The sequence below is a fragment of the Micromonospora sp. NPDC002389 genome (assembly GCF_040296095.1).
In the GTDB taxonomy this organism is placed as follows: Bacteria; Actinomycetota; Actinomycetes; order Mycobacteriales; family Micromonosporaceae; genus Micromonospora.
This window is the reverse complement of record NZ_JBEOWP010000019.1, coordinates 1-23,980: the sequence shown is the minus strand read 5'-3', so window position 1 is coordinate 23,980 and position 23,980 is coordinate 1. Positions and strand designations below refer to the sequence as shown.

The window sequence follows — 23,980 nt, the reverse complement described above, 5'->3', positions numbered from 1 at the left end:
GCGGGACACCCGCCGGGTGACGATGGGCAGGTCGGACCTTCGTCGACGATTGCGACACCCGCGACGGTGCCACTGTGGACCCCGTGCGTGTCTACGCTTCGCGTGATCCTGAGGAGACCACCATGACCCTGCCCACCCGTACGCCCGACGCCACCTCCGCCGACACCGACCCGCGCATCGTGCTGGTCGCCGGCGACGACACCTTCTGCCACGTCTACCGCAACCTCGCCGAACTGCTCGACGAGCAGAGGCACTACGACAAGCTCGACGGCCCGGTGGAGTTCTTCGACCCCACCGGCCGGCAGTTGATCCCGGTCTTCTCGCAGGACTGGCAGCTGGCGGAACTGCACCCGTCGCCCCGCCCGGCCGCGCCGGAGGTCCTGCGCGAACGGTTCAAGGCGGTCCTGGCGCACGTCGAGCGGTTCGTCCGGGAACGCCCGCAGGTGCTCGGCGACCACCGGATCGACGTCGAGGAGGTGCTCTCCGAGCTGCCCGACTGCGACGCTCCGAACTTCACCGAAGTCATCGACGCGTTGCCGTGGCACTCACACGGCCATCGGGGCAATCTGCTGCACAATGCCATGCACGCGGCGGGCTGGGCTCGCTGACCCGACACCTTTCCGACCGTCCCGGAGGCTCCCTTGTCGCCGACCCCGCCACCAGTGACCGTCCGCCGTCGGGCCCTGGCGGTGGCGGGGACGGCCGTCGCGCTGCTCGTGGTGATCGGCCACCTGTGGAGCCGGGACGCCGCCGCCCAGGGCCCGGTCGCGGTGACCGCCAGCATGGCCGCCGCGTTCACCGCGCTCGGCACGCTGGTGCTCGCCGGTGTGCCGGGCCACCCGGTCGGCCGGCTGATGACCGCGGCCGGACTCACCGCCGCCGTGGCCGCCCTGTCGTTGAGCTGGACCGGGATCACCCCGGTCGCCTGGGTGGGGCAGTGGCTCTGGTGGCCGCCGTACGGATTGGTCATCCTCGCCCTGCTGGTCTTCCCCGACGGCCGGCTGCCGGGACGGCGGTGGCGTCCGGTCGCGTACCTGATCGTCGTCACCACCGCCGTGGCCACCGTGGCGTTGGCGGTGGCCGCGCTCAGCGACCCCCGCCGGTTGCTGCTCTCGGCCGAGCCGGCCGCCACCGCGCAGGCCCGTACGCTGGTGCAGATCGCCCTGCTGGCGATCGGCGTCGAGGTGCTGGCGCTGCTGGCGGTGTTGTTCTCGCTGGCCGTGCGCTGGCGCCGCGCCACCGGTGAGATCCGCCAGCAGTTGGCCTGCCTGCTCGCCGCCGCGGCGTTGTTCCTGCTCGGACTCGTGCTCGACGCGCTCAACCTCTCCGGGGCCTGGGTGCTCATGGTGATCGCCATTCCCGGGGCGATGACACTCGCCGTGCTGCGCTATCGGCTCTACGGCCTGGAACAGGTGATCAACCGCACGCTGGTGTGGCTGGTGATGAGCCTGCTGCTGATCGTGGCCTTCGTCTCCACCGTGAGCCTGCTGCGTGACCTGGTGCTGCGCGGCGACACCTCGAACGCCTCGCTGGTGACCACCGGGCTGATCGCGGTGACCTTCGAGCCGTTGCGGCACCGGGTGCAGCGCGGCGTCAACCGGCTGCTCTACGGCGAGCGCGACGAACCGTACGCGGTCCTGGCCCGCCTCGGGGAGCTGCTGGAACGGACCGTCGAGCCGCAGGCCGTGCTGCCACTGCTCACCCGGACCGTCGCCGGCTCCCTCCAGGTGCCCTACGTCGCGGTCGAGCTGACCGCCGACCACGACCCGGATCGGTCCCCGAGGGTGCACGCCGAACACGGGCGGCCCACTGGTTCGGTGGAACGGTTCGACATGGTCACCCACGGCGAGCGCGTCGGCTCGCTGGTAGTGGCACACCGTACCCCCGGGACCCGCTTCACCTCCGTCGAGCGACGTCTGCTCAGCGACGTCGCCCTGCACGCCTCGGTGGCGGCGGCGACCGCACGGTTGATCCGTGACCTGCGGGCCTCCCGCGAGCGACTGGTCACCGCGCGGGAGGAGGAGCGGCGCCGGCTGCGTCGCGACCTGCACGACGGGCTCGGTCCCACCTTCGCCGGCATGTCCATGCAGGTACGGGCCGCCCGCAAGCTCGCCACCGACCGGCAGCGGCTGGTCGGCATCCTCGACGGGCTCGCCGAGGACCTCCGGACCTGCACCGCCGAGGTACGGCAACTGGTCGACCAGTTGCGTCCACCCGCCCTGGACCGTGGACTGGAATCGGCCCTGCGGGCGGAGTGCCAGCGCTTCGACGGCCCCGGCCTGTCCGTGCGACTGCGGGTGGAGGACGAACTGGACCGGCTGCCCGCCGCCGTGGAGGTGGCGGCGTACCGGATCGTCGGCGAGGCACTGGCCAACGTGGCCCGGCACGCCCAGGCCACCGCCTGCGACGTGGTGGTCCGCCGGGGCCGCGCCCTGGTCGTCGAGGTGGCCGACGACGGCGTCGGTGTCCGCGCCCGACGTCCGGGCGGTGTCGGCCTGGACTCCATGCGCGAACGCGCCGCCGAACTGGGCGGCGAGTGCGACCTGATCGACCGCACACCGCAGGGCACCCTGGTACGGGTACGACTGCCGGTCCAGCCGATCGCGTCGGCCCCCGTTCCGGTGGACGAACCCGGCTGACAACATGAGGCGGGCCGGTCGAGGCGGTCGGGCCGGAAGTGGGGCGTGAGATGTCCGGACAGAGCCGGGTGCTGATCGTGGACGACCATCCGGTGGTCCGCCGTGGACTACGGATCATGTTGGAGGGGGAGAACTGGGTCACCGCCGTGCTGGAGGCCGCCACCTGCGCCGAGGCGATCCGCCTGGTGATGACCGAGCCGGTCGACGTGGTCGCCATGGACGTCGGCCTGCCCGACGTCGACGGTGTCGAGGCCACCCGCCGGATCGTGCGGGATCGTCCGACGACGGCCGTGCTCATGCTCACCATGGCCGACGACGACGAGGTGGTGAGCCGGTCGCTGCACGCCGGCGCCCGGGGATACCTGCTCAAGGACACCGACCCCGACGTGATCATCGATGCGCTACGTACCGTGGCCGGTGGTGGACTCGTGCTCGGCCCCCGGGTCGGCCCTCGGGTGCTGGCCGGCCTGCAACGCCAACCGGTGGAGCTGCCGGCACCGTTCAACCAGCTCACCCCGCGCGAACGGGACATCCTGCGCTACCTGGCGGCCGGCGAGACCAATGCCCGCATCGCCCGCCGGGTCGGGTTGAGCGAGAAGACGGTCCGCAACCAGCTCTCTGCGGTCTTCGCCAAGCTCGGGGTCTCCGATCGGGTCCAGGCGGCCCTCCTCGCCCGCGACGTCGGTCTCTGAGAGCCGTCTTCGGCGGCGGACGAGACCCGACCGAGGTTACTCAACCAACGGGTTGACAATCATCGGGGTGCCCTGCGATGCTCAACCGCGTGGTTGAAATAGCAGTTCACCATGCTTGTCGACGTTGCCGCGAAGGAGAACACCACCATGACCGCCAGTACCCGTGAGACCCGGATCGTGGCCGACCCCACGGTCCCTCAGGTGATCATCACCCGCGAGTTCGACGCCCCGCCGAACGCGGTGTTTCGGGCGCACACCGATCCGGAGTTGTTCGCGCGCTGGATCGGTCCGCGAGACATCACGACCGTGATCGACGCGTGGGACTGCCGGAGCGGCGGGTCGTTCCGCTACGTCCAGCAGACCGACGGGTTCGAGGGCGGGTTCCGGGGCTGCTTCCACGAGGTGCGGCCGGGTGAGCTGATCGTCCAGACCTTCACCTTCGAGGGGATGCCCGACGGCGTCGCGCTGGAACGACTCTCCTTCGAGGACCTGGGCGGGCGTACCCGACTGACCGCGACCGCTCTCGTCGACTCGTTCGAGGACCGCGACGCGTTCCTGGCCTCGGGTATGGAGACCGGGGTCCGTGAAGGTTACGAGCAGCTCGACGAGCTGCTCGCCGGGCAGGGCGCATGACCATTCGACGGCGGCGGGCATGAGCACGGACACGCTGTCGCCCGTCTTCTCGGCGCTGGCCGACCCGACCCGCAGGCAGATCGTGGCCCGGCTCGCCGCCGGGGACGCCACGCTGACCGAGCTGGCCGAGCCGTTCGACATGAGCCTCCAGGCCGTGGCCAAGCACCTCGCGGTCTTGGAGGACGCCGGCGTGGTGACCCGTGGCCAGGACGGGCGTCGCCGGCCCGCCCACCTCGAAGTGGAGGTCCTGGACCTGATGGCCGGGTGGATCGAGCGGTACCGCCAGCGGGCCGAGGAGCGCTACCAGCGTCTCGACGAGGTCCTCGCCGCGATGCCGGACGCCGAGAAGACGTCCGAGCCCGGCCGCGACGGCCACTCCGGCGTCAGCTCAACGTGAAGGTCACGTCGTCGACGTCGAAGGCCGTGACGCCGTTGCCGGCCGTCTCGCTGGCGACGAAGCTGACCGTCGCGGTGCGTTCGGTCGTCGCCGTTCCGGTCGACATCGCGTACTCGCGCCACTGCGCCCCACCGTCGAAGGCCAGCGAGAATCTCGTCTTCGGGGGTATCCCGGTGACCGCCAGTCCGACGTTCAGGTAATCGCTCCGGCTGATCTCCGTGGTCGTGGTCCGGACCCAGAAGCGGACCGTCAGGTCACAGTCGGCCGGCACGGTCACGGTGGTACGCAGCAGGTCCGACCGCGTGACGTCCAGCCCGGCGAAGGTGGCGTAGGCGCGGCCGTCGTGTGCCGGCCGCGCCGCGTCGCCGAGCACGACGATGCGGGGGCCGGCCGTCCAGCCGGTGGTGCCGCGTTCGAACCCCGGGTTCGCGTGGATCTGCCCCGTGCAGGGCGCGTCGGTCGGCGGCGGGCCGGCGGGCGCGCTGCCCGTGGCCAGGAACAGCAGGGCCGCAGCCGAGACGGTGGTGACGAGACCCCTCATCAGTCCTCCCCGTGTCACAGCATCGATTAAATCGACCCTGCTCGATGGTCGGCGGTGCGTCAAGTCCTTCCCGCATCGGCTCCGCGTGGTGGCGGCCGGTGGCCCCGACAGTCGTGCCCCCGCTCAGGTGCCCATGGCGAGGTCGGCCACCTCGGCGGCGCACCCCCAGGACAGGGTGACCCCGGCCCCGCCGTGCCCGTAGGCCTGCACGAGCCGGCGCCCGGGGCCGGCCGACGGGTCCAACTCGACCCGTGGGCCGCCGTGGCGGGCCGGACGCAGCCCGATCCGTTCGCCGAGCACCGGGGCGTCGGCGAGTTCCGGCACGAGGGCGACGCAGCGCCGTCGGATCGCCAGCGCGGTGTCCGGGTCGGGCGCGGTGTGCCCCACGCCCGGCTGGTAGGTGCCGCCGAGGACCACGTCGTGTCGGCGCGGGTGCACGTAGGTGATCCCGGCCGGGTCGTCCTCGTCGCGTACCGAGACGGTCAGGCCCGGGTTCGCCACCAACACCACATGCCCGCGCGCCGGGTGGACGGCCGGGTCGGCGGCGAGCCGACCGGCGGCCAGGCCGGTCGCGTTGACGACCGTCGGCGCGAGGTCGAACGCGTCGGTGAGCCGGTCCACCCGGTGGCGTACCAGCCGCCCGCCGTCGGCCTCCAACCGCTGCCGGAGCCAGGCCAGGTACGGCGTCATCTCCACCGTCGGCGCGGTGAACCGCAGCACTGCCGTGTACGGCGCCGCCGCCGACTCCGCCACCAGGTCCGCGCAGGCCGCCGACCACCACGGTGGGCCGGTGTACGGGCCGCGCAGCAGCATCCGGGTCGGCCGGTCGACGACCCCCGGTACGCCGTCGGCCGCCTGGCGGCTCAACTCGATCCGGGTCCGACGTGCCCAGTCCGACACCCGTGGATCCTCGTCGGTGTGGCTCGGATACCAGACCGCGGCCGCCACCGTCGACACCGTGTCCGCCGGATCGTCGGCCGCCAGCACGGTCACCCGCGCCCCGCGTCGCGCCAGGGTGACGGCCGCCGTCATCCCGACGATCCCGCCGCCGACCACCACCACGTCCGTCGCTGCCGTCATCGCTCGCTCCCGTCGGTCGGACCGCCTGTCTCGAATCGTGGCGGCGACGCTGCGTTGACGTCCAAGACGAAACGGGGCAGTCGGCGATAAGCGCCGCTTATGGTGGCTGCATGTCCGACGCGCCGGCCCTGGAAGCCTGGTCCGACCTGCGCCGACTGCGGTACTTCGCGGTACTCGCCGAGGAACTGCACTTCACCCGGGCCGCCGCGCGGCTGCGCGTCGCCCAACCCGCGCTCAGCCAGCAGATCCGTGCGCTGGAACGTCAGCTCGGCGTGCCGCTCCTGCACCGCACCAGCCGGGGCTGCACGCTGACCGAGGTGGGCGCGCGGGTCGCCGACGAAGCCGCTCGGCTGCTCGCCGAGGTGGACGCCACGACCGCCCGCATCCGTGGTCTGGTGCACGGGCGGGGTGGCCGGCTGCGGCTGGCGTACACCCGGTCGGCGCGCGGCGGTCGGGTCGACGATCTGGTGGCCCGGTTCCGGGCCGCCCACCCGGAGGTCGAGGTGGTCCCGGAGACGGCCTGGACGGCACCGAACGTGGCCGGACTGCTGGCCGGTCGGCTCGACGCGGCGTTCGTCCGCCCACCGCTCGACGAACCGGCGCTGGCCTGCCGGACGGTCGACACCGAGGAACTGCTGCTGGCCCTTCCCGCAGGTCACCCACTGGCCGCCGGTCGACGCCGGATCAGCCGGGCGGAGGTGGTCGACCTGCCGGCCGTGATGTGGCCCCGGGAGAACGGCCCCGGCATGTTCGACCGGACGATCGGGCAGGTCTGGCCGCGCGGCGGCTTCCGGCTCGTCCGGCAGGAGCCGGACGACGAGCAGTTGCTGCGGGCGGTGGCGCAGGGCGACGTGGTCGCGGCCGTCCCGGCCGGCCGGGCGCGCGCGCTGCGGATGCGCGGGGTACGCCTGCGCCGCTTCACCGCCCCGACGCCCACCGTGGACGTGGCCCTGGCCTGGCCCCGGGACAGCACGAACCCGGCCCTGCGCAGGTTCCTCGCGCTGCTGGCCCAGCCCTGAGCCGTGCGAGGAGCACGGCTGTCGCGGTACTACGGCACGCTGCAGGTGTAGAGCACCGCGGTCACCATGCCGAGCGTGCCGGTGACCTGGGTCGACGTCCAGCCACCGGGTCCGTTCGCGACCAGCCGGAAGGTGCCGCTGCCGATGCCCAGCAGCGCGCCGGGCACCGTGACGCTGGTGGCGGTGGGGCCGAGCGTCCCGCCGCCGGTGAAGCCGCCGGACAGCGACCACGTGAAGCCGCTGCGGGTGAGGCCGCCGGCCGGCAGTGTCCAGGTGAAGGTCGGCGGGGTGAGCACACCCGCGCTGCACTGCAGGTTGGTCGGTGGACTGACCGTGCCGGCCTGCAGAGACCCTAGGCCGTACTCGGTGTCGGTCCAGGCGGCCAGCGTCGACCGGGGCGGTGCGAGCACCCCGACCGTGAAGGCGAGCAGCGTCGTACCCACGACCCAGCGCCGTCGGGTCCTCGCCCAGGTGCGTCGGGCCGGCCTCCACCGACGCCTCACGGCTGCTCCACCCGGACCCGACGCCTGCGTACGGCGAGCACGAGCAGCAGGCCGGCGAGCAGCGCGCCGGCCCCGACGGCCAACGGTGTCCGCAGGTCGGGCCCGGTACGCGGAAGCGGCCCGACCGTGCCGCCGGCCGAGGCCCGGTCACCGAACCCGGTCGCGGTGACGACCAGGTCCGCCGACCCGGAGGCCGTCGAACCCGCGAGCAGACTCGCGGTGACCAGGACCCACCGTTGCTGGTCGGCGCGCATCGAGCTGATGGTGAACGGTGCCGTGGTCAACCTGGTGGCCGGACCGTCCGCCAGGACCTGCTGCTCCTGGCCGGTGGGGCAGGCGCCCCGCACCCACCGCTGCGGGCAGACGGCGGCCGTCACCTGGAGTCCGTCCGGCCTGGCGGCGAGCGGGCCGAAGGCCGACAGCGAGATGGTCACCGTGCCGGGCTGCTGCGCGTGTGCCGAGACGCCCACCTGCCAGGGCACCGGTTCCTCCGGTGCCATGTTGGTCATCCGCGCCTCGTCGCCGATCGAGACCAGGGTGAGGAACCGGCTCCGGATGACGTCCTCGTTCGGGTCCGCACGGGCCGGGCCGGGTGCCGCCAGCACCGCAGCGGTCACGCCCGGCAGCACCGTCACGGCCAGGAGCAGGCACCGCAGGGCCGAGCCGCTGCGCACGGCCGTGCCCACCGCACCATCCGCCCCGTCCGGCCCCGACCGGCCCGGCCGCCGATGACGCCCCGGCGGCTGAGGCTCGGCGCGTGGCCAGAACGCCCAGGTCACGATCGCGGCGATGCCGATCGTGATCACGCTCATCGCGTACACGTTCGACACGGTGCGGACCGCGTACCCGAGCCGGGGCACCGACCACTCGACCAGCCGCACCCGGTTCACCGCGTACGGCGCGGCGTCGTTGGACTCGTTCGCGTCCCCGCGCATGGTCAGCAGCCGCGTGGACCCGCCGCCGTCGGCGATCTCGACCACCCGGTGGGTGATCGGCGCCAGCGGCGTGCGGTCGACGGTGACGACGTCTCCGACGGCGACCTCGGACGCGGGGATCTCCCGTACCACCGCCAGTGATCCGGCGGGGATGGTCGGGCTCATCGACCCGGTCTTGAACAGGATGAGCGAGATGTCGAAGAAGAACGCCAGCGGGACGAGGACGACGCACACCGTCCCGCCGACGGCGAGCAGGGTCAGCACCAGGTCGCCGACCCGCGCGAGGAGTCCGCGCCGCTGACGCGCTCGTCCCACCATCCGAGGTGTCCTTTACGTAGACGTGGCAGTGAATTCCCAGGTGACCGCACCGGTGGTGCCCTGGTAGGAGTTGCTGGCACCGGACTGGACGCGGACCTCGAAGCAGAACCGCAACTGCGGTGTCGCGCCGGCCGGCGCCGTGATGGCCGACGACACCGGCGACCCGGGGACCGAGGTGACACCCAGGTAGCTGGGCCCGACGATCCATGTCGGGGTACCGGTGAAGGCGGCGGCGGCACAGGTGGTGCTGGTGGTGGCGGTCCGCACCGCGCGGTACTCCAGGGCCGGCAGCAGGGCACCGCCGTTGTTGGACGAACTGGTCAGTGCGACGCTGCCGCCGACGTTCGTCGTGGCCGTCGTCCGGATGTCGAGATAGGCGTAGAACGAGACCGAGGGGGACATCGCCGTCGCGTTGAACGCCAGCGTCGCGGCGTTCGCCGCCGGGGTGTGGCTGGCCCAGGTACTGGAGGCGGTCTGCGACTCGGTGCCGAAGACACTGGCCGCGAACGACCCGGTGCCGTACTCGCCGTCCGTCCACGCGGCGAGCGTGGAGGTCGTGCCCAGGCCGAGAACCAGGGCACCGGCGAGTACGGCACGGGTCCGGCGGAGCCGTGGTGTCCCGGCCGGCGTTCGACGGTTGACCACGGCCACCACCTATACGGATTCGGCGAGAAGCTGCCAGGTCTCCGTGACCGACGTGCCCTGCACCAGACCGGCATCCGCCGTGACGACGAAGCAGAGGAACACCGGAGCACCGGGTGTCGTGGGCGGAGTGCCCTGGGTCAGGTTGAACGACACCGCGCCGGTCACCGAGTCGAGTGCGGTGCCCTCGGGCACGATCCAGGTCGGAGTCGTGGGTGTCGGGCTGCAGTCGCCGAAGGTCGGGACGGTCGCGATGCCGTAGGTGAGGCCGGCGAAGGTGGGCGGCGCGGGGGTGGCCGACGCCACCGTGACGGTCGCGTCGTACGTCGTGGCCGCGGTCAGGCGCACCGCGAACGGGGCTGCGACCACGTCGTCCGGGCTCATGTTGTCGAAGCCGGTGCTGAACGCCAACGACGCCGCCGTGCCGGCTGTCGGGTGCTCGGCGTAGGTGGTGCCGTCCGTGCTGCCTTCCATGCTGAAGCTACCGGCGGTGAACGTGCCCGAGGCGTACTCGGAGTCGTTCCAGGCGGCGAGGGTGATCGTCGCGCCGAGGCCGAGCGCGATCCCGCCGGCCAGGATCGCCTTGAGCTTGCGACGGTTTCCTCGACTGCTCGACTCGCCCGTCGTCATCCCTGTCGGTCCAGTCAACTTGTCCTCCTCGTGCATCCCCGTTGGCGTGCTGTCACGCAGGGACACGATAGAACTCCAATGCGGACAAGCCGGGCATAAAACCCAAAACTTCACGGAGGTGTATCGACCAGTGTCAAGTGAATCGAATTCGACTCGCGATGCCGCTAGCATCGCCGGATGGCAACACGGCTCGTACAGATCAACATGAAGGCCCGGGACGACTCCGCGTTGGGCGCTTTCTGGGCGGAGGCGCTCGGTTGGGGGATCTCCAGCGAGGAGCCCGGCGTCACCAACCTCGAACCCGAGGGCGTCGCCTATCCCGACCCGATCGCCGTCTTCGTCGACCTCGTCGTCTCCGCCGAACCCAAGACGGCGAAGAACCGCGTGCACCTCGACCTCGCCACCACCTCGGCGGACCACCACGCCGCGACGGTCGCGCGCCTGAAGGATCTCGGCGCCACCCTCGCGGACGTGGGCCAGGGTGACGTCCCGTGGACGGTGCTGGCCGACCCGGAGGGCAACGAGTTCTGCGTCCTGGACCCCCGCCCGCCGCACCGGGACATCGGACCGGTCGCCGCCGTCGTGGTCGACTGCGCGGACCCGCGCGCCATGGCCGACTTCTGGAGCACCGCCACGGACTGGCGTCTGCACGAGGTGACCGACCGTGCGGCGGTGCTGCGCTCCGCTGCGGACGTGGGTCCGTACCTGCAGTTCCTGCGTACGCCCGACGTGAAGACCGGGTGGAACCGGGTCCACCTCGACGTCCGCCCGTACCCCGGTGACGACCCGCAGGCCGAGGCGGCCAGGCTGCGGGCTCTCGGTGCCACCACCGTGGACGTGGGCCGCGACGATCTGCCGTGGACGGTCCTGGCCGACCCGGAGGGCAACGAGTTCTGCCTCCTCGCCCCCGGCTGACGCACCCTCGCGCCGTCGGGGTCAGTGGCCCGAAGGCTCCCAGCGGTCCCGGTGCACCGCTGCCCGCCAGGGACGGCGCTGCCGCCAGCCGTGTCGCTCCAGGTCCGGCACCTGCTCCAGGTGGGTGACCGGACCCAGGCACAGCCAGGCCACCGGGCGGACACCCGCCGGGATCCGCAACAGCTCCTGCACGAACGGCTCCCGGTAGAACGACACCCAGCCCACGCCGAGCCGCTCGGCCGTGGCCGCCAGCCACAGGTTCTGGATGGCCAGGCACACCGAGTACAGGCCGGCGTCGGCGATGGCGTGCCGACCCAGCACCGCCGGGGATCCCCGGTCCGGGTCGTACGTCACCACGACCGACAGGGTCGACTCCAGCACCCCGTCGATCTTGATCCGGCAGAACCGGCGCGCCTCCTCCCCGTTCAGGGTCGCGGCGAAGACGTCCCGCTCCTGCTGCACGTGGCGGTGGAACTCCGCCCGCAGCGCGGGATCGCTGACCAGGATGAAGTCCCACGGCTGCGACAGACCGACGCTGGGCGCGGCGTGCGCGGCGGCCAGCACCCGATCGAGGACCTCGGCCGGGATCGGCGCGCCGGTGAACTGACCGCGTACGTCCCGACGGGCGTGGATGACCTCGTACACTTCGTTGATCATGGGCAGGCTCCCGCTGCGCTCCAGGCCCTGGCCACGGCGCAGGGCAACCAGGCGCGAGGCCGGTCTTCGGACTTCCGGATCGTCACCTCACCGCCCGCCTTCCCAGCCCGTGCGGGCCAGTGGCTGCGCGTGACGCGCGTGGGCGGCAGCTCCCCGGTCACCGCGGCGGGCCCGTGCCGGATTCTCACCGGCTTCCCGATTCTCCCCACCACGGGTGGGGCACCTCGCAACAGTTCGTGCCGCCGAGCACCCTACCGGACACCGTCGTCCGTCGGCGTTGCCGGAAGATCGAGTCACTAGTCTCGCTGTCGTGACCTCCGAGACCACACCCCTGCGGCAGCTCACCCTGGAACAGCTCCGAAAGCGGACGAGCGAGAAGTGGCGCGCCTACCCGAGCGACGTGCTGCCGATGTTCGTGGCGGAGATGGACGCGCCGCTGGCCGGGCCGGTCGTCGACGCGATCACCGAGGCCGTCCGGCGCGGCGACACGGGCTACCCCGCCGGCACCGACTACGCCGAGGCGCTGGCCGCCTTCGCCCGCGACCGGTGGGACTTCGACGGCATCGCGGTACAACGCACCACGATGGTCCCGGACGTGATGAGCGGCATCGTCGAGGTCCTCGACGTGATCTGTGGCCCGACCGACGCCGTCGTGGTCAACTGCCCGGTCTACGCGCCGTTCTACCAGGTCGTGGGGCGCACCGGTCGACCCATCGAGGAGGCCCCGCTCGGCGAGGACGGTCGGCTCGACATGGCGGTCCTGGACGAGGCGTTCCGGCGCGCGGCACGTCGTGGCTCCCGGCCCGCGTACCTGCTGTGCAGCCCGCACAACCCGACCGGCACGGTGCACACCGCCGACGAACTCGCCGAGGTCGCCGCGCTGGCGGGCCGGCATGGTGTCCGCGTCGTGGTCGACGAGATCCATGCGCCGCTGGTGCTGCCGGGGGCGAGATTCACGCCGTACCTGAGCGTGCCGGGCGCCGAGAACGGCTTCTCGGTCATCTCCGCCTCCAAGGCGTGGAACCTCGCCGGTCTCAAGGCCGCCGTCGCCGTCGCCGGACCCACGGCAGTCGACGATCTCGCCCGCATCCCCGCCTGGGTCAACGAGAGCCCCAGCCACGTCGGTGTGCTGGCCCACGTCGCCGCCCTGCGGGACGGCGTCGGATGGCTCGACGCCCTCCTGGCCGATCTCGACGAGAACCGTCGCCTGTTCACCCGGCTGCTGGCCGACCACCTCCCGGCGGTGCGGTACCGGCCCGGCGAGGGCACCTATCTGGCCTGGCTCGACTGCCGCGCCCTCGGCCTCGGCGACGACCCCGCCGCGACCTTCCTCGATCGCGGACGGGTGGCGCTCAGTCCCGGCCCGGTCTTCGGCACCGGCGGCGCGGGACACGCGCGGTTCAACCTCGGCACCACCCCGGAGCTGGTCACCGAAGGAGTGCGACGAATGGCCGAGGCGCTCAGCTGACGCCGGTGGCACTGCCGGCCCGGCCTGACGATGCTCCGGGTTGCTACCGTGGTGAACATGTATGCACCCGAGGATCGCACCGCGAAGGCGATCATTCGGGATACCGCTCTGGAGCTCTTCGGCGAGCAGTGGCCGACGGCGGCGTCGCTCAAGCAGGTGGCGGAGCGCGCGGGAGTCTCGCAGTCGCTCATCATCAAGCACTACGGGTCGCGGGAGGGCCTGGTCGCCGCCGTCGACGCGCACGTGCTGGGCGTGCTGGGTAACGCGCTGGAGGCGCTCGCCGAGACGGCCGGTTCCGGTCCGCCCGACGGTTTCCTCGCGTCGGCCGACGCGCTGTCCTCTCCGGCGGCCACCCGGTATCTCGCGCACCTGCTCGTCGGCACCACGTCGCGCTCGGTCGAGGCGTACCGGATGTTGCAGGGGTTCGCCGACTCGCTGATGAACCGGATGGCCGACGCGGGCGCGGTCGCCCGGGACGTGGACCGGGCACAGCTCGCGGTCGTGCTGCTCGCCCATGAGCTGTCCATCATCCTGCTGCGCGACCGCATCACCGACGTGCTCGGCACCGATCCGATGGGTCGCGACGGCCTCCGACGCTGGTGGGACACCATCGACCGGCTGTACTCCGGCACCGCGATCCAGGACCCCGTTCCGGCCGACGGCTGAGTGCGCCTCCTGGGCCGAGTCGTTTCGGCTGAGGCCCTCGGAGCGGCCCCTGAGTCGACTGGTGCACAAATGTTCACTATGATGATCGGAAGTTCACCAAGTGTCTCCGAGCGAACGGCGGCCATGACCACGACCACGGAAGGGGGCGTCATGACCGGGACCGGATCGACCCAGACGCGCGCCGATGAGGTTGCCGTGTCCGAGCGCGCCTTGGCCCGCACCGGGACCCTCGTCCTCGCCGGCTTCGCGCTGCTCTGGGCGGTCTCCGGCCTACACGTCGCGCCCGCCGCCGCGCGCATCCCGCTGCTCGTCGCCGCGACCGTGCTCACCGCCATCGTCCTCGCCCTGGGGTTGACGCGGCCTCGACCGCAGGTCACCCGCCGCCTGGCGGCGTCCTGGATGCGCCGGTTCAACCAGGTCGGCGCCGTGCAGGGACTGCTGATCGGCGGCGTCTGCCTGGTCGCCATACCGACCGGACACCCGAGGCTCATCCCCACCCTCGTCCTTGCCATCGTCGCGGCGCACTTCGTGCCGCTCGTCGCGATCCTCCGGCAACGCGAGTACCTGGGCACAGCGCTCGCGCTCGCCCTGGTGGCCGTCGGGTCCCTCGTCTCGTACGTCCTGGGAATGCCGGAACTCGCAGCGGCCGTCGCCTCGCTCGGCGCGGCCGTGGTGCTCTGGGTGACCGCGCTGGTGGTCACCCGGCCGGTGATGGCGAGCAGCACCTCGCCGGAAACGGTGAGTCGGGTGTGACGGGGAGTCAGTCCTCCCCGACGACCTCGACGTCCTTCCAGAACGCGACCCGGTCCCGGACCATCTCCGCCTCCGGCAGCGGCTCCGGGTAGAACCAGACCGCGTCCACGCTGCTCTTCCCGTCGTGCTCCAGCGTGTAGTACGACGCGGTGCCCTTCCACGGGCAGAACGTGTGCGTGTCGGAATTGCGCAGTAGGTCGTCGCGGAGCGCCGTACGGGGGAAGTAGTGGTTCCCCTCGACCACGACGGTGTCCGTGCTCTCGGCGACGACCAGGTCGTTCCAGATCGCTCTCGGCATGTCCCCAGACTATGCCGATCCGACCGCCGGTCCACCCCTCGTCATCGCGGCACCTCGTGCAGCGTCACGGCGTCGAGCCGACCATCGCCGACCTCGGCGGTGAGGTACGTCGCGTACGGCTGACGCCGCCGGTCGGTCGGCGAACCGGGATTGAGCAGCCGCAGGCCACCGGGCGCCTCGCTGTCCCAGGGGATGTGGGAGTGCCAACCGCACGCGGCCAGCGTAACGTCGTCCACAGGCGGTGACCGGCCGGAGCGGCTAGGCGAAGCGGTCGGCCAGTCGCGTCAGCTTGGCGAGGTACTCCGGCCACGGATAGTCGGTCGGGATGTTGGTGTTGTCCTGCCGTAGGCCGATCGCCGTGTCGAGCTGCTCGCGCATGATGTCGGCGTGACCGGCATGACGCGTGAGGTCCCAGGTCACGTGGATGATGACCCGCTGCAACGTCACCGCCTGCCGCTCCGGCCGCCACCACGACACCCGTCCGGGCGCGTCGAGCGGCAGCTCGGTGATGGTCTGATCCGCGAAGGCCGCGACGCGGCGATACAGGTCGATCAGGCCATCCTTCGTCTCGTCCTCACGCGCGTACCAGTCCGCCTGCGGGTCCTCGTCGAAAGTCGACTCGGAGACCAGTTCCTCGGGGGTCGGGAACGCGCGACCGAAGGTGGGCCCGAAGTAGCCGGCTTCGGTGTTCAGGGCATGCTTGACGATCCCCAGCAGATTGTTGCCGGTCGGCGTACGGGGGAGTCGGGCTTCGCGCTCGCTGAGTCCGTCGAGCTTCCAGATGAGGTCTTCGCGCGTCATCCGCAGGTAGTGCAGCAGCGCCGCTTTCGCGTCGTCTTCGTCAGCCATACCGGCCAGTCTTCCTCGTCCGGGCCCCACCGTACGGGCCGCCACCGCGCGGCCGGCGAGTACGGACGTCACGTCTGTTCGAACCGGCGGCGGGAGGCCAGGACCTCGTCCAGATGACGGCGGCTCCACCGGCAGAATCCGTTGATCGTCTGATGGAGTTCCAGGCCGGCGGCGGTGAGCCGGTATTCGGTGCGGGGCGGCACGGTCGGGTGGAGCGTCCGGTCGACCACTCCGTTCCGTTCCAACTGCCGCAGCGTCGCGGTGAGCAGCCGATGGCTGATCCCGGCGATGGTCCGGCGCAGTTCGCCGAAGCGACGCGTGTCGGCACCGATGGCCTCGATGACCGGCAGGGCCCATTTGGTGCCGACCACGTCGAACACCTCGCGAGCCACCAGGTGCACCTGGTCCACCTGCGCCGCCGCCGGCGTGCCGGGCTCGTCCACGTGCCGCTGCTCCTTCACCCGCACCGGTTACCGAAAGGTGCGTACTTACCCATCCGTGATGCTGGCCCTACGGTCTTGTCGACGACCTCAACGTACAGGAGTGGATATGACCGTCTTGAAGACGTACGCCCGGCTGTGGGTGGACGACCTCGACGCCTCGCTGCCGTCGCTGCGGACCCTGGTCGGCGCGGAACCGGATCTGCGATTCGCCTTCGACGCGATCGAGTTGGCCGCGCTCGGCGACTTCCTGGTGATCGCCGGCCCATCGGAGGAACGCGCCCGCTACGCGCATGCCTCGGCCACCGTCGTCGTCGACGATCTGGACGCCGTCGTGGCCGCGCTGACCGCCGAGGGCGGGTTGGTCACCACGCCGGAGGCGACCAGCCCGACCGGCCGCTACCTGTACGCCCGGCATGCCGGTGGGGCCGAGGTCGAGTACGTCGAGTGGGTGCCGGAACTGGTCGACCGGATCATCACCGCCCCACCTGCCCAAGCTGGTTGAGGCCGACCGCCCGTTCGTCAGGGCGTCAGCGGGAGAGAGGCTGCCGGGGGACCTGCCCCGAAGGTGGTGGGTCGATCGTCGCCGCCACCTGTCCTGCGGACTGCGCGAGCCTGCGGTGCTCACTGGGGCTCACCCCGTGGACCCGTTTGAAGGCCGTGCTGAAGCCGAAGGCGTCGGAGTATCCGAGTCGACGCGCCATGGCGGCGACCGTCGCGGTGGTGTCGGTCAGCATGTCGGCGGCGAGGGTCATCCGCCAGTCGGTCAGGTAGGTCAGCGGCGGCTCGCCCATCAGCTCGGTGAATCGTTTGGCCAGCGTGGTGCGGGACACCCCGGCCCGGGCCGCCAGGGAGGCGAGCGTCCACGGCTCACCCGGGGCGTCGTGCATGGCGCGGAGCACCGGGCCCACCGTGTCGTCGCCCAGCGCCCGATACCAGCGGGGAGCCTCGGCGCCCGGCTGGTCGAACCAGTCCCGGATCGTGCAGACCAGCAGCCAGTCCAGCAGACGGTCCAGCACGACCTGCCGACCCGGGCGGCACCCGCCGAGCTGGAAGTCCAGGTAGTCACGTAGCGACGAACAGTCGTGGTCGTCCGGTACGACCAGCACCGGCGGGAGCACTCCGAGCAGCCGCTGCGGGGCCTGACCCCGGACGTGGTACGCCCCGGCCAGGAGCAGCATCTGCTCGGCCGTGCCCGGGACCGGTGGCCGGGAGTCCGACGACTGGCGGCAGTCGACGTCGCGCAGCTCGTCGGGCCGGAAGGTCGACCGGGGCTCGGCGGAGAGGACGAAGGGGCGTGGCCCCCGCACGACGACTGCCTCGCCGACCCGCACCCGAGTCGGCTCGTCGCGTTCCGGATGGACGATCCACGCCTCGCCGCGCAGCGGTACGCAGAGCGTCAGGGGTGCGCCGTCGGTGAACCGCAGCGCCCACGACGGCGTGAGTACCGATCTGCCGAAGGCGGCACCCTCGGCGCGTACGTCCCGCAGCAGAGTGTCGAACGGGTCCATCGCCTCACCATAGGGGTGCGGACGATCGCGTATGCCGGGCGTACGACGAGCCATGTCCTGCCGCTGGCCGGGCGGGTTGACTCGTGGTCATGACGAAAGAAGCGAACGAGATCCTCGTCATCGGGGGGACCGGGAAGACCGGACGTCGGCTGGTGCGCGCGCTGCGGGCGTCGGGCGAGCGGGTACGGGCGGCTTCCCGTTCGGGCGAGGTGCGTTTCGACTGGACGGAGCCGGCCACCTGGGAGCCGGCGGTGGCGGGAGCCTCGGCTGTCTACCTGACGGCCCCGGCGGACCCGGCAGTGGCCGACGCCTTCGTGTCGTCGGCGGTCAAGTCGGGCGTCGGCCGATTCGTGGCGCTCTCCGGACGCGGGATCGACAAGATCGACCGCGACTTCTCGCCGAGCATGCTCGGCGCGGAACAGGCGGTACGCGACTCCGGCGTGGAGTGGACGATCATCCGCCCGAACAACTTCCACCAGAATTTCGACGAGGACCTGTGGCGCCAACCGCTGGTCGACGGTCGCCTCGCCCTGCCGATGGGCGCCACGCCGGAACCCTTCATCGACGCCCAGGACATCGCCGACGTGGCGGCGGCCCTGCTGACCGAGGAGTGCCACCACGGACAGGTGTACGAGCTGTCCGGTCGACTGGCACTCACCTTCGCCGAGGCGGTGGCGACGATCGCCGAGGCGTCCGGCCGATCGATCCAGTACGTGGAGTTGACGCCGGAGGAGTACCGGACCGAGGTGCTCGCCGAGGGCTGGTCGGAGGCGGACGCGACGGCGCTCAACCTCATGTTCGCCGGCATGCGGGCCGGCTACCTCGCCGAGCCGACCGACACGGTGCGGCGGCTGCTCGGACGTGAACCGATCGACTTCGACACCTACGCCGAGCGGGCCGCGACGGCCGGCGCCTGGTCGTGACGCAGCGCCGCCGCCCGCTGTCACCGGTGCTACCAGCAGGCGGCGGCGATCCGTCGCCGTGATCAGAAGGGGGGTGCGTCCTCGCCCATCAGCGCCAGGACGACGCCCCCCTTGCCGCGCTTGAGGCTCTGGACCACGACCGTGCCGGTGCTGCCGTCGGGCAGCTCCAACGTGAAGGTCTTCCCGACCGCGTTCTTGGGGCCGTTGCCGGCGCTGTTGGCGGGCCGGAAGTCACCCGCCCACGGCGGGATCCCACCCTTGCGGGCCGGCTCGGCGAAGAGTGCGGCGGTGCCGGGGGTCCTGGTGCCGTCGGCGGAAAGGAGCACTGAGGCGCTGCGGTAAGTAGCCATATGCGGCAAGGGTATCCGGCATTGGTGCCGATTGCGCCCCCGACGCTCGTGCCGGTGGCGCCAAGGACGAGAGGACCGACCGGCCCGGCGCCGACCTCTCGTCACTGTCTGCGTGCCACTACGCCTCGGCCCAGACGCCCAGCTCGTTTCCACTCGGGTCGGTGAAGTGGAAGCGACGATCCAGGCGCAGACCGCCCACCTCAGACCCGGGCCTCGAACCCTGGATGCCGGCGTAGGCCGTCCCGTAGTCGGTGAACTGCCACCCGAACGCGTCGGCGTAGAAGCGCTTGGCGTCGGCCAGGTCGGTGACGGTGAGCTCGACGTAGTCGATGGCATGGTGCCGGTGCGTGGTCTGCTGCGACATGCCCACCATTCTTCAGGCGGGTACGACAGAGCTGCCCCGGATCGCGCAGGCCGGCAACGGGAGGGGTGGTCAGTGCGGGAAGGCGCGGGGAACGCGGTAGTGGAGGAGTTCGTCGCGGAACGTCTGAATGCGTGCGATCACCTGTCGCCGGCCGATGGTGTTCTCGATGCGGTCCAGGTACAGGCACCGCGCGGCGAGCGCGTCGAGGTCGACGGTGAAGTAGATCGCCATCAGCGGATTGACGAACAGGTCGCCTCCGCTGGTGCGTCGGGTGAATCGGACGTCTCCGAACGCGCCACGGGTGGCTGCGGCGATCTGCCCCTGGACGATGCTGGGCCGGTCCGGAGTGGCGTGCTGGGCGTGGGCCACCGCGTCGCGGTACAGGGTCGCCTCACGGCTGGAGTTGGGTATCGACAGTGCGCCCAGGTAGCCGCCCTCACGGTCGAGTGCGGCGAGATTCTCCAGGACCTCGACGTGGTTGACGCCGTCGTGCGCGTCGATGCCGAAGCCCAGGCTGGTGACCAGCTTGATCGGCACGTCCAGGGCGGTGACGGCGGCCAGGCTGGTGATGTCCTCCACGGGGGTGCCGAGGTCGCTCTCGTCGCCGCGCAGCAGCACATCGGTGCCGCCGTCGACCAGGACGACCGCGTCGACATCAAGGTGCTCGACCAGATGCCGGTACGCCGCCCGTAGCGGCTGGACGCCCAATGGTGGGAAGGCGTACACGGTCGACGGGAGGTCCTGCGTCGCCAACCACTGGGCGAGAGTGCGTTCCGGAAAGTACCAGTCCGGGCTGCCGGTGTCCGGCTGCACGGCCGCGACATGTTCCGTCAGCCACGCGGTGCGGTCGATCAGTTCGAGTTCGGAGAAGGACAGGCTCGCCAGGTGCACCTGAGCGCCACCACTGGACAGGGCGAGCGCCAGGGGCAGGCCGGCGTACAGGTCGAAGCCTCCGCCGGCCCCGGCGACGAGGACGCTTCGCGCGGGAGCCAGCGCGGCGAACAAGGGCGGAACCGCCAACGAGAACCCACCGGGAGCGGCCGACGACGCGGCGGGATCCATCACCGCTCAATGATCGACCATGCCGCTCCACCGTGTTGCGGCGCGCCCGTGAATGATCCGTCCTAACAGGAATCTGATGAGTGGTCCGGATGATGCTTCTACGTCTTGATCGTCTGATGTGGAGGTCTGATGAGGGGACTCAAACGGATCGGTGCGGCCGGGCTGGCCACCGCTCTCGTGCTGGGGCTGGGGCAACCCGGCTGGTCTGCGCCGGGCGGCGGTACGCCCGGTGGCGGCGGACCCGGCCGCAGTGGCGGGACGCCGGCCAGGGCCGACCATCAGCCGGCCACGGTCACGCTGATCACGGGGGACCGGATCACCGTCGACCGGGGCGGTCGGGTGACGATCCGTCCGGCGAAGGATCGCGCGGACATGCGCTTCCGGTCCCACCGGATCGGCGGCGAGCTGCACGTCGTACCCGTGGACGCGGTGCCGCTGATCGCCTCCGGCGTGCTGGACCGTCGACTGTTCAACGTCAGCAAGCTCATCGAGTACGGCTACCACGACGCGGCTCGCGACCGGCTGCCGATGATCATGGCGTACCCGGACGGGGGCGCCGCCCGGCGGGGTGGCTCGCCGGTGCCCGGTGGCGACGTCCGGGTGGACCGGGCGCTGCCGGCGATCGAGGGCGTCGCGGTCAGCGCGGACAAGGGCGACCTGGCCGACGTCTGGACGGAGCTGACCGGGGGCGGACCGGAGGCGGCCGACCGCATTCCCGGCGTCGAACGGATCTGGCTCGACGGGAAGCGCCGACCGGCGGTGGATCGTGGGGTACGGCAGATCGGCGCGCCGGCCGCGTACGAGGCCGGATTCACCGGCGTCGGGGTGACCGTGGCGGTCATCGACAGCGGCGTCGACCTGACCCACCCCGACCTGGCCGACGCGGTGACCGAGGCGGTCTCCTTCCTGCCGGACGGCGACCCGGTCGACCGGTTCGGGCACGGCACGCACGTGGCCTCGACCATCGCCGGTCGGGGCACCGCCTCCGGCGGCACGTACCGGGGCGTGGCCCCGGGCGCCGACCTGGTCTCCGCCAAGGTCTGCGACGACTGGTGCGAGGACTCGGCGATCCTCGCGGCGATGCACTGGGCGGCCGTGGACAAGCAGGCCACGGTCATCAACATGAGCCTCGGCGGGTGGGACGGGCCGGAGATCGACCCGATGGAGGAGGCGGTGAACTCCCTCACCGCGCAGACCGGCGCACTCTTCGTGGTCTCCGCCGGCAACGACGGACCGGGTGCGCGTACGGTCGGCTCGCCGGGTAGCGCGGACGCCGCGCTCACCGTCGGGGCGGTCGACCGGGACGGAAGTCTCGCGGACTTCTCCAGCCGGGGCGCGCGGGTCGGTGACGACGCCGTGAAGCCGGACATCACCGCGCCGGGCGTCGGCATCGTCGCCGCCCGGGCGGCCGAGGGCGTGATGGGTGTACCGGTCGGCGAGCACTACGTCGCCGAGTCCGGCACCTCGATGGCTGCGCCACACGTGGCGGGCGCGGCGGCACTGCTCGCGCAGCAGCACCCCGACTGGGACGCGACGCGCCTCAAGTCCACCCTGATGGGCTCGGCCAACCCGCGGCCGGGTGACACCGCGTACCAGCAGGGAGCGGGGCTGGTCGACGTCGCGCGGGCCGTCGGGCAGGCGGTGACCGCCGATCCGCCGAGCGTGTCGTACGGCCGTACCCAGTGGCCGCACCACGACGACGACCCGATCACCCGGACGGTCACCCTCCGCAACGACGGGACCGAGCCGCTCACCCTCGACCTGACCTGGCAGATCATCGGGCCGGACGGCAAGGCCGCCCCCGCCGGCATGTTCCGCACCGCCGCGCCGAAGGTCACCGTGCCGGCCGGTGGCACCGCCGAGGTCGCCGCCACGGTGGACACCAGCGTCGACGGGGCGGACGGCTACTACAGCGGGCACCTGGTCGCGACCGCCGGCCAACTGCGCACCGTCGTCCCGGTCGGGGTGCACCGCGAGGTGGAGAGCTACGACCTGACCGTTCGGCACCTCGACTCGACGGGGGCGGCGGCCGACACGTACTGGACGCTGGTCAACGGGATCGACGGTCCGGCGTACGAGGCGCTCGACGGCACGTCCGGCGGACCCGCCACCATCCGGATCCCCACCGGCCGCTACGCCGTGACCGGCCTCGTCGAGGAGTTCGGCGAGCGGGAGCGCAGCACCGTGCTCAGCCGACCGGAGATCGACCTGACCCGGGACCTGACGATCACGCTGGACGCCCGGAAGGCCAAGCGGATCACGGCGACGGTGCCGGAGCGCACCGCCCGCCCGGTGCTGGTGCAGGCCGGGGTGCTCGTAGACATGTACGAGAACTCACCGGCGAAGATCGACGTGTGGGCCGGCGACTTCGACAGCATCTACACGGCCCAACTCGGTGACCGGGCGACCCACGACCACATCAGCGGCTTCGTCGCGCACCAGTGGGCCAGGCCGGATGGCGACGGCGGTTTCGCCGGTAGCCCGTACATCTATCACCTGGGTGAGGGATTCCCCGGCCGGTTGCCCACCGGCTACCGCAAGGACGTGCGGCGCGCGGAGTTGGCCACCGTGCGGCACGAACTGCGCGGCGAACGGCTGGGCGACGTGATCGAGCGGAGCATGTCGGCGGAGTTCGACGGGGTGTACGGCTGGACCGCGAGCGCGTCGGTGCCGGTCGGCGACGCCTGGACCGAGTACCACAGCACCACGGACACCGCCTGGTCGGGCGGCGTCCGCGTCGCGCAGAGCGGCGACGGAGAGCTCGACGAGGAGTTCCGGAAGATCCTCTACGGCGCGTCGGAGCGATACCGGGCCGGCCGCACCTACCGGGACGTGTGGAACGCCGCGCCGATCGGGCCGACCCTGCTGCGCAACGACACCCCGTTCAGCAGCGCGAGTCGGCTCGAGGACTTCATGCGGATCGACATCCCGTTGCACGGTGACGCGGCCGGGCACGGTGGCGTCTCTAACGGGGACACCGGCCGGACCGCGCTCTATCGGGGCGACGAACTGGTCGACGAGTACACCGGGGCGCTCGACGCCGGTTTCGGCTTCTTCGAGGTGCCGCCGGAAGCGGCGTCGTACCGACTGGAGACCTCCTCCCGGCGCAGCTTCACCGAGTTGTCCACCGAGGTCGCTCTGACCTGGCAGTTCCGGTCCGCCCGGCCGGCCGGGGACGACTGGGAACGCCTGCCGGTCATGGTGGTGCGGTTCGATCCGAAGCTGGACCGCGACTCGGCGGCGCCGGCCGGTGGGCGCCTCGACATCCCGCTGCGGGTGCTCGGCAACGAGGGGGTCGCGGTGACGCCGAAGAAGGTCACCGTGCAGGTCTCCTACGACGACGGCAGGACCTGGCAGCCGGCCACGGTCCGGTCGACCGGCACGAAGTGGACCGCGACGGTCCAGCACCCCCGCTCCGGTGGGTACGTGTCGTTGCGTACCTCGGTCACCGACCGGGCGGGCAACAGCCTCGACCAGACGGTCATCCGGGCGTACCGGCTGCGCAACGGGTGATGCTGGGCTGACCTCGGCTGCCGTGCCGGACCTCGCCGGCCCGGCGCGGCAGCCGAGAGCGCCCCGTGGGGGGCCCGGGGGGGGGCCGGGGGGGGCGGGGCGGCCCGGCGCCGGGGTACCCGTCCGCCACGGAAGCCTCGGGGCGGGGTGGCGGGGGCGGGCGCGGCGGAAAAAAGGAGGGG

27 protein-coding genes, 1 pseudogene and 1 riboswitch are annotated in these 23,980 nt (G+C 71.8%); of the genes and pseudogenes, 13 read left to right on the top strand and 15 right to left on the bottom strand.

All coding sequences use genetic code 11. The annotated features are described in order from the left end of the window. Positions 1 to 122: 122 nt before the first annotated feature. The 5 genes from ABT008_RS26900 to ABT008_RS26880 all read left to right on the top strand — a co-directional run bounded on the left by ABT008_RS26900 (position 123) and on the right by ABT008_RS26880 (position 4,361). Positions 123 to 608, top strand: coding sequence for a hypothetical protein (locus ABT008_RS26900; protein WP_350699576.1), 486 nt, complete (start codon positions 123 to 125; stop codon positions 606 to 608). A 54-nt stretch (positions 609 to 662) separates the two neighbouring features. Then, entirely contained in the window at positions 663 to 2,639 is a 1,977-nt protein-coding gene (locus ABT008_RS26895) for a sensor histidine kinase (protein ID WP_350699574.1), read from the top strand. Positions 2,640 to 2,689: 50 nt separating this feature from the next. Further along, entirely contained in the window at positions 2,690 to 3,331 is a 642-nt protein-coding gene (locus ABT008_RS26890; protein WP_350699572.1) for a response regulator transcription factor, read from the top strand. Between the two features lie 147 nt (positions 3,332 to 3,478). Further along, positions 3,479 to 3,964, top strand: a complete 486-nt coding sequence (locus tag ABT008_RS26885; RefSeq protein WP_350699571.1) for an SRPBCC family protein — start codon at positions 3,479 to 3,481, stop codon at positions 3,962 to 3,964. Between the two features lie 19 nt (positions 3,965 to 3,983). Then, positions 3,984 to 4,361 carry an ArsR/SmtB family transcription factor gene (locus ABT008_RS26880; protein ID WP_350699569.1) on the top strand — a complete coding sequence of 126 codons (378 nt, stop codon included), beginning with the start codon at positions 3,984 to 3,986 and terminating at the stop codon, positions 4,359 to 4,361. On the opposite strand, the gene ABT008_RS26875 is transcribed toward ABT008_RS26880, so the two are convergent. Together ABT008_RS26875 and ABT008_RS26870 are read right to left on the bottom strand one after the other, a co-directional pair. Then, positions 4,348 to 4,902, bottom strand: coding sequence for a hypothetical protein (locus ABT008_RS26875; protein ID WP_350699568.1), 555 nt, complete (start codon positions 4,900 to 4,902; stop codon positions 4,348 to 4,350). The genes ABT008_RS26880 and ABT008_RS26875 overlap by 14 nt on opposite strands. 123 nt (positions 4,903 to 5,025) lie before the next feature. Then, positions 5,026 to 5,982: an FAD-dependent oxidoreductase gene (locus ABT008_RS26870; protein ID WP_350699566.1), complete on the bottom strand. Its 957-nt coding sequence runs from the start codon at positions 5,980 to 5,982 to the stop codon at positions 5,026 to 5,028. A gap of 110 nt (positions 5,983 to 6,092) precedes the next feature. On the opposite strand from ABT008_RS26870, the gene ABT008_RS26865 reads away from it, so the two are divergent. After that, positions 6,093 to 7,001, top strand: a complete 909-nt coding sequence (locus ABT008_RS26865) for a LysR family transcriptional regulator (RefSeq protein WP_350699565.1) — start codon at positions 6,093 to 6,095, stop codon at positions 6,999 to 7,001. A 29-nt stretch (positions 7,002 to 7,030) separates the two neighbouring features. Here the strand turns inward: ABT008_RS26865 and ABT008_RS26860 are convergent, their stop codons facing one another. The 4 genes from ABT008_RS26860 to ABT008_RS26845 are packed head-to-tail and all read right to left on the bottom strand — an operon-like array spanning position 7,031 to position 10,047. Beyond that, the gene (locus ABT008_RS26860; protein WP_350699563.1) at positions 7,031 to 7,444 is read right to left on the bottom strand and encodes a hypothetical protein; all 414 of its coding nucleotides are present in this window, start codon (positions 7,442 to 7,444) and stop codon (positions 7,031 to 7,033) included. 56 nt (positions 7,445 to 7,500) lie between these two features. After that, positions 7,501 to 8,757, bottom strand: a complete 1,257-nt coding sequence (locus ABT008_RS26855; protein ID WP_350699561.1) for a signal peptidase I — start codon at positions 8,755 to 8,757, stop codon at positions 7,501 to 7,503. 12 nt (positions 8,758 to 8,769) lie between these two features. Further along, entirely contained in the window at positions 8,770 to 9,402 is a 633-nt protein-coding gene (locus ABT008_RS26850; protein WP_350699560.1) for a SipW-dependent-type signal peptide-containing protein, read from the bottom strand. Positions 9,403 to 9,411: 9 nt separating this feature from the next. Then, on the bottom strand, positions 9,412 to 10,047 hold the full coding sequence (locus ABT008_RS26845) for a SipW-dependent-type signal peptide-containing protein (protein WP_350699558.1): 636 nt from the start codon (positions 10,045 to 10,047) through the stop codon (positions 9,412 to 9,414). Positions 10,048 to 10,206: 159 nt separating this feature from the next. Here ABT008_RS26845 and ABT008_RS26840 point away from each other — a divergent pair, with 159 nt between their 5' ends. Then, the gene (locus tag ABT008_RS26840; protein ID WP_350699557.1) at positions 10,207 to 10,944 is read left to right on the top strand and encodes a VOC family protein; all 738 of its coding nucleotides are present in this window, start codon (positions 10,207 to 10,209) and stop codon (positions 10,942 to 10,944) included. 21 nt (positions 10,945 to 10,965) lie between these two features. On the opposite strand, the gene bluB is transcribed toward ABT008_RS26840, so the two are convergent. Continuing rightward, positions 10,966 to 11,601, bottom strand: a complete 636-nt coding sequence (bluB, locus tag ABT008_RS26835) for a 5,6-dimethylbenzimidazole synthase (RefSeq protein ID WP_350699555.1) — start codon at positions 11,599 to 11,601, stop codon at positions 10,966 to 10,968. A 40-nt stretch (positions 11,602 to 11,641) separates the two neighbouring features. Beyond that, a riboswitch (cobalamin riboswitch) is annotated at positions 11,642 to 11,843 on the bottom strand. 68 nt (positions 11,844 to 11,911) lie between these two features. Here bluB and ABT008_RS26830 point away from each other — a divergent pair. From ABT008_RS26830 to ABT008_RS26820, 3 genes are all read left to right on the top strand, one after another. Next, entirely contained in the window at positions 11,912 to 13,069 is a 1,158-nt protein-coding gene (locus ABT008_RS26830) for a MalY/PatB family protein (RefSeq protein WP_350699553.1), read from the top strand. A 57-nt stretch (positions 13,070 to 13,126) separates the two neighbouring features. Then, positions 13,127 to 13,735, top strand: a complete 609-nt coding sequence (locus ABT008_RS26825) for a TetR/AcrR family transcriptional regulator (protein WP_350699551.1) — start codon at positions 13,127 to 13,129, stop codon at positions 13,733 to 13,735. A gap of 195 nt (positions 13,736 to 13,930) precedes the next feature. Then, positions 13,931 to 14,488: a hypothetical protein gene (locus ABT008_RS26820; RefSeq protein ID WP_350699549.1), complete on the top strand. Its 558-nt coding sequence runs from the start codon at positions 13,931 to 13,933 to the stop codon at positions 14,486 to 14,488. A 7-nt stretch (positions 14,489 to 14,495) separates the two neighbouring features. Here ABT008_RS26820 and ABT008_RS26815 read toward each other — a convergent pair whose 3' ends face one another. The 4 genes and pseudogenes from ABT008_RS26815 to ABT008_RS26800 form a co-directional block, all read right to left on the bottom strand. Beyond that, positions 14,496 to 14,786, bottom strand: coding sequence for a DUF427 domain-containing protein (locus tag ABT008_RS26815; protein ID WP_350699548.1), 291 nt, complete (start codon positions 14,784 to 14,786; stop codon positions 14,496 to 14,498). Between the two features lie 41 nt (positions 14,787 to 14,827). Further along, positions 14,828 to 14,989: pseudogene (locus ABT008_RS26810) on the bottom strand (YfcE family phosphodiesterase); the annotation flags it as partial. Positions 14,990 to 15,044: 55 nt separating this feature from the next. After that, on the bottom strand, positions 15,045 to 15,635 hold the full coding sequence (locus ABT008_RS26805; protein ID WP_350699546.1) for a DinB family protein: 591 nt from the start codon (positions 15,633 to 15,635) through the stop codon (positions 15,045 to 15,047). A 68-nt stretch (positions 15,636 to 15,703) separates the two neighbouring features. Beyond that, positions 15,704 to 16,096 (bottom strand): winged helix-turn-helix transcriptional regulator, encoded by a 393-nt coding sequence (locus ABT008_RS26800; RefSeq protein ID WP_350699544.1) that lies wholly within the window; start codon positions 16,094 to 16,096, stop codon positions 15,704 to 15,706. A gap of 88 nt (positions 16,097 to 16,184) precedes the next feature. On the opposite strand from ABT008_RS26800, the gene ABT008_RS26795 reads away from it, so the two are divergent. After that, complete coding sequence (locus tag ABT008_RS26795) at positions 16,185 to 16,580, top strand: hypothetical protein (RefSeq protein WP_350699542.1); 396 nt, start codon at positions 16,185 to 16,187, stop codon at positions 16,578 to 16,580. 25 nt (positions 16,581 to 16,605) lie between these two features. On the opposite strand, the gene ABT008_RS26790 is transcribed toward ABT008_RS26795, so the two are convergent. Next, the gene (locus ABT008_RS26790; protein ID WP_350699540.1) at positions 16,606 to 17,586 is read right to left on the bottom strand and encodes an AraC family transcriptional regulator; all 981 of its coding nucleotides are present in this window, start codon (positions 17,584 to 17,586) and stop codon (positions 16,606 to 16,608) included. Positions 17,587 to 17,675: 89 nt separating this feature from the next. Here ABT008_RS26790 and ABT008_RS26785 point away from each other — a divergent pair, with 89 nt between their 5' ends. Continuing rightward, entirely contained in the window at positions 17,676 to 18,509 is an 834-nt protein-coding gene (locus ABT008_RS26785; protein ID WP_350699538.1) for an NAD(P)H-binding protein, read from the top strand. 62 nt (positions 18,510 to 18,571) lie between these two features. Here the strand turns inward: ABT008_RS26785 and ABT008_RS26780 are convergent, their stop codons facing one another. The 3 genes from ABT008_RS26780 to ABT008_RS26770 all read right to left on the bottom strand — a co-directional run bounded on the left by ABT008_RS26780 (position 18,572) and on the right by ABT008_RS26770 (position 20,285). Next, positions 18,572 to 18,859, bottom strand: a complete 288-nt coding sequence (locus tag ABT008_RS26780) for a hypothetical protein (RefSeq protein ID WP_350699536.1) — start codon at positions 18,857 to 18,859, stop codon at positions 18,572 to 18,574. Positions 18,860 to 18,977: 118 nt separating this feature from the next. Beyond that, positions 18,978 to 19,223, bottom strand: a complete 246-nt coding sequence (locus ABT008_RS26775; protein ID WP_350699535.1) for a VOC family protein — start codon at positions 19,221 to 19,223, stop codon at positions 18,978 to 18,980. A 69-nt stretch (positions 19,224 to 19,292) separates the two neighbouring features. Next, entirely contained in the window at positions 19,293 to 20,285 is a 993-nt protein-coding gene (locus ABT008_RS26770; protein WP_350699687.1) for a DUF1152 domain-containing protein, read from the bottom strand. A 129-nt stretch (positions 20,286 to 20,414) separates the two neighbouring features. Here ABT008_RS26770 and ABT008_RS26765 point away from each other — a divergent pair, with 129 nt between their 5' ends. Further along, positions 20,415 to 23,798 carry a S8 family serine peptidase gene (locus ABT008_RS26765; RefSeq protein ID WP_350699533.1) on the top strand — a complete coding sequence of 1,128 codons (3,384 nt, stop codon included), beginning with the start codon at positions 20,415 to 20,417 and terminating at the stop codon, positions 23,796 to 23,798. The last annotated feature ends 182 nt before the right edge of the window (positions 23,799 to 23,980 follow it).

Coding starts and splice junctions, on each gene's coding strand:
- ABT008_RS26900 (WP_350699576.1), top strand. CDS start 123: ATGACCCTGCCCACCCGTACGCCCGACGCCACCTCCGCCGACACCGAC.
- ABT008_RS26890 (WP_350699572.1), top strand. CDS start 2,690: ATGTCCGGACAGAGCCGGGTGCTGATCGTGGACGACCATCCGGTGGTC.
- ABT008_RS26885 (WP_350699571.1), top strand. CDS start 3,479: ATGACCGCCAGTACCCGTGAGACCCGGATCGTGGCCGACCCCACGGTC.
- ABT008_RS26880 (WP_350699569.1), top strand. CDS start 3,984: ATGAGCACGGACACGCTGTCGCCCGTCTTCTCGGCGCTGGCCGACCCG.
- ABT008_RS26875 (WP_350699568.1), bottom strand. CDS start 4,902: ATGAGGGGTCTCGTCACCACCGTCTCGGCTGCGGCCCTGCTGTTCCTG.
- ABT008_RS26870 (WP_350699566.1), bottom strand. CDS start 5,982: ATGACGGCAGCGACGGACGTGGTGGTGGTCGGCGGCGGGATCGTCGGG.
- ABT008_RS26865 (WP_350699565.1), top strand. CDS start 6,093: ATGTCCGACGCGCCGGCCCTGGAAGCCTGGTCCGACCTGCGCCGACTG.
- ABT008_RS26855 (WP_350699561.1), bottom strand. CDS start 8,757: ATGGTGGGACGAGCGCGTCAGCGGCGCGGACTCCTCGCGCGGGTCGGC.
- ABT008_RS26840 (WP_350699557.1), top strand. CDS start 10,207: ATGGCAACACGGCTCGTACAGATCAACATGAAGGCCCGGGACGACTCC.
- bluB (WP_350699555.1), bottom strand. CDS start 11,601: ATGATCAACGAAGTGTACGAGGTCATCCACGCCCGTCGGGACGTACGC.
- ABT008_RS26825 (WP_350699551.1), top strand. CDS start 13,127: ATGTATGCACCCGAGGATCGCACCGCGAAGGCGATCATTCGGGATACC.
- ABT008_RS26815 (WP_350699548.1), bottom strand. CDS start 14,786: ATGCCGAGAGCGATCTGGAACGACCTGGTCGTCGCCGAGAGCACGGAC.
- ABT008_RS26805 (WP_350699546.1), bottom strand. CDS start 15,635: ATGGCTGACGAAGACGACGCGAAAGCGGCGCTGCTGCACTACCTGCGG.
- ABT008_RS26795 (WP_350699542.1), top strand. CDS start 16,185: ATGACCGTCTTGAAGACGTACGCCCGGCTGTGGGTGGACGACCTCGAC.
- ABT008_RS26790 (WP_350699540.1), bottom strand. CDS start 17,586: ATGGACCCGTTCGACACTCTGCTGCGGGACGTACGCGCCGAGGGTGCC.
- ABT008_RS26785 (WP_350699538.1), top strand. CDS start 17,676: ATGACGAAAGAAGCGAACGAGATCCTCGTCATCGGGGGGACCGGGAAG.
- ABT008_RS26780 (WP_350699536.1), bottom strand. CDS start 18,859: ATGGCTACTTACCGCAGCGCCTCAGTGCTCCTTTCCGCCGACGGCACC.
- ABT008_RS26775 (WP_350699535.1), bottom strand. CDS start 19,223: ATGTCGCAGCAGACCACGCACCGGCACCATGCCATCGACTACGTCGAG.
- ABT008_RS26770 (WP_350699687.1), bottom strand. CDS start 20,285: ATGGATCCCGCCGCGTCGTCGGCCGCTCCCGGTGGGTTCTCGTTGGCG.
- ABT008_RS26765 (WP_350699533.1), top strand. CDS start 20,415: ATGAGGGGACTCAAACGGATCGGTGCGGCCGGGCTGGCCACCGCTCTC.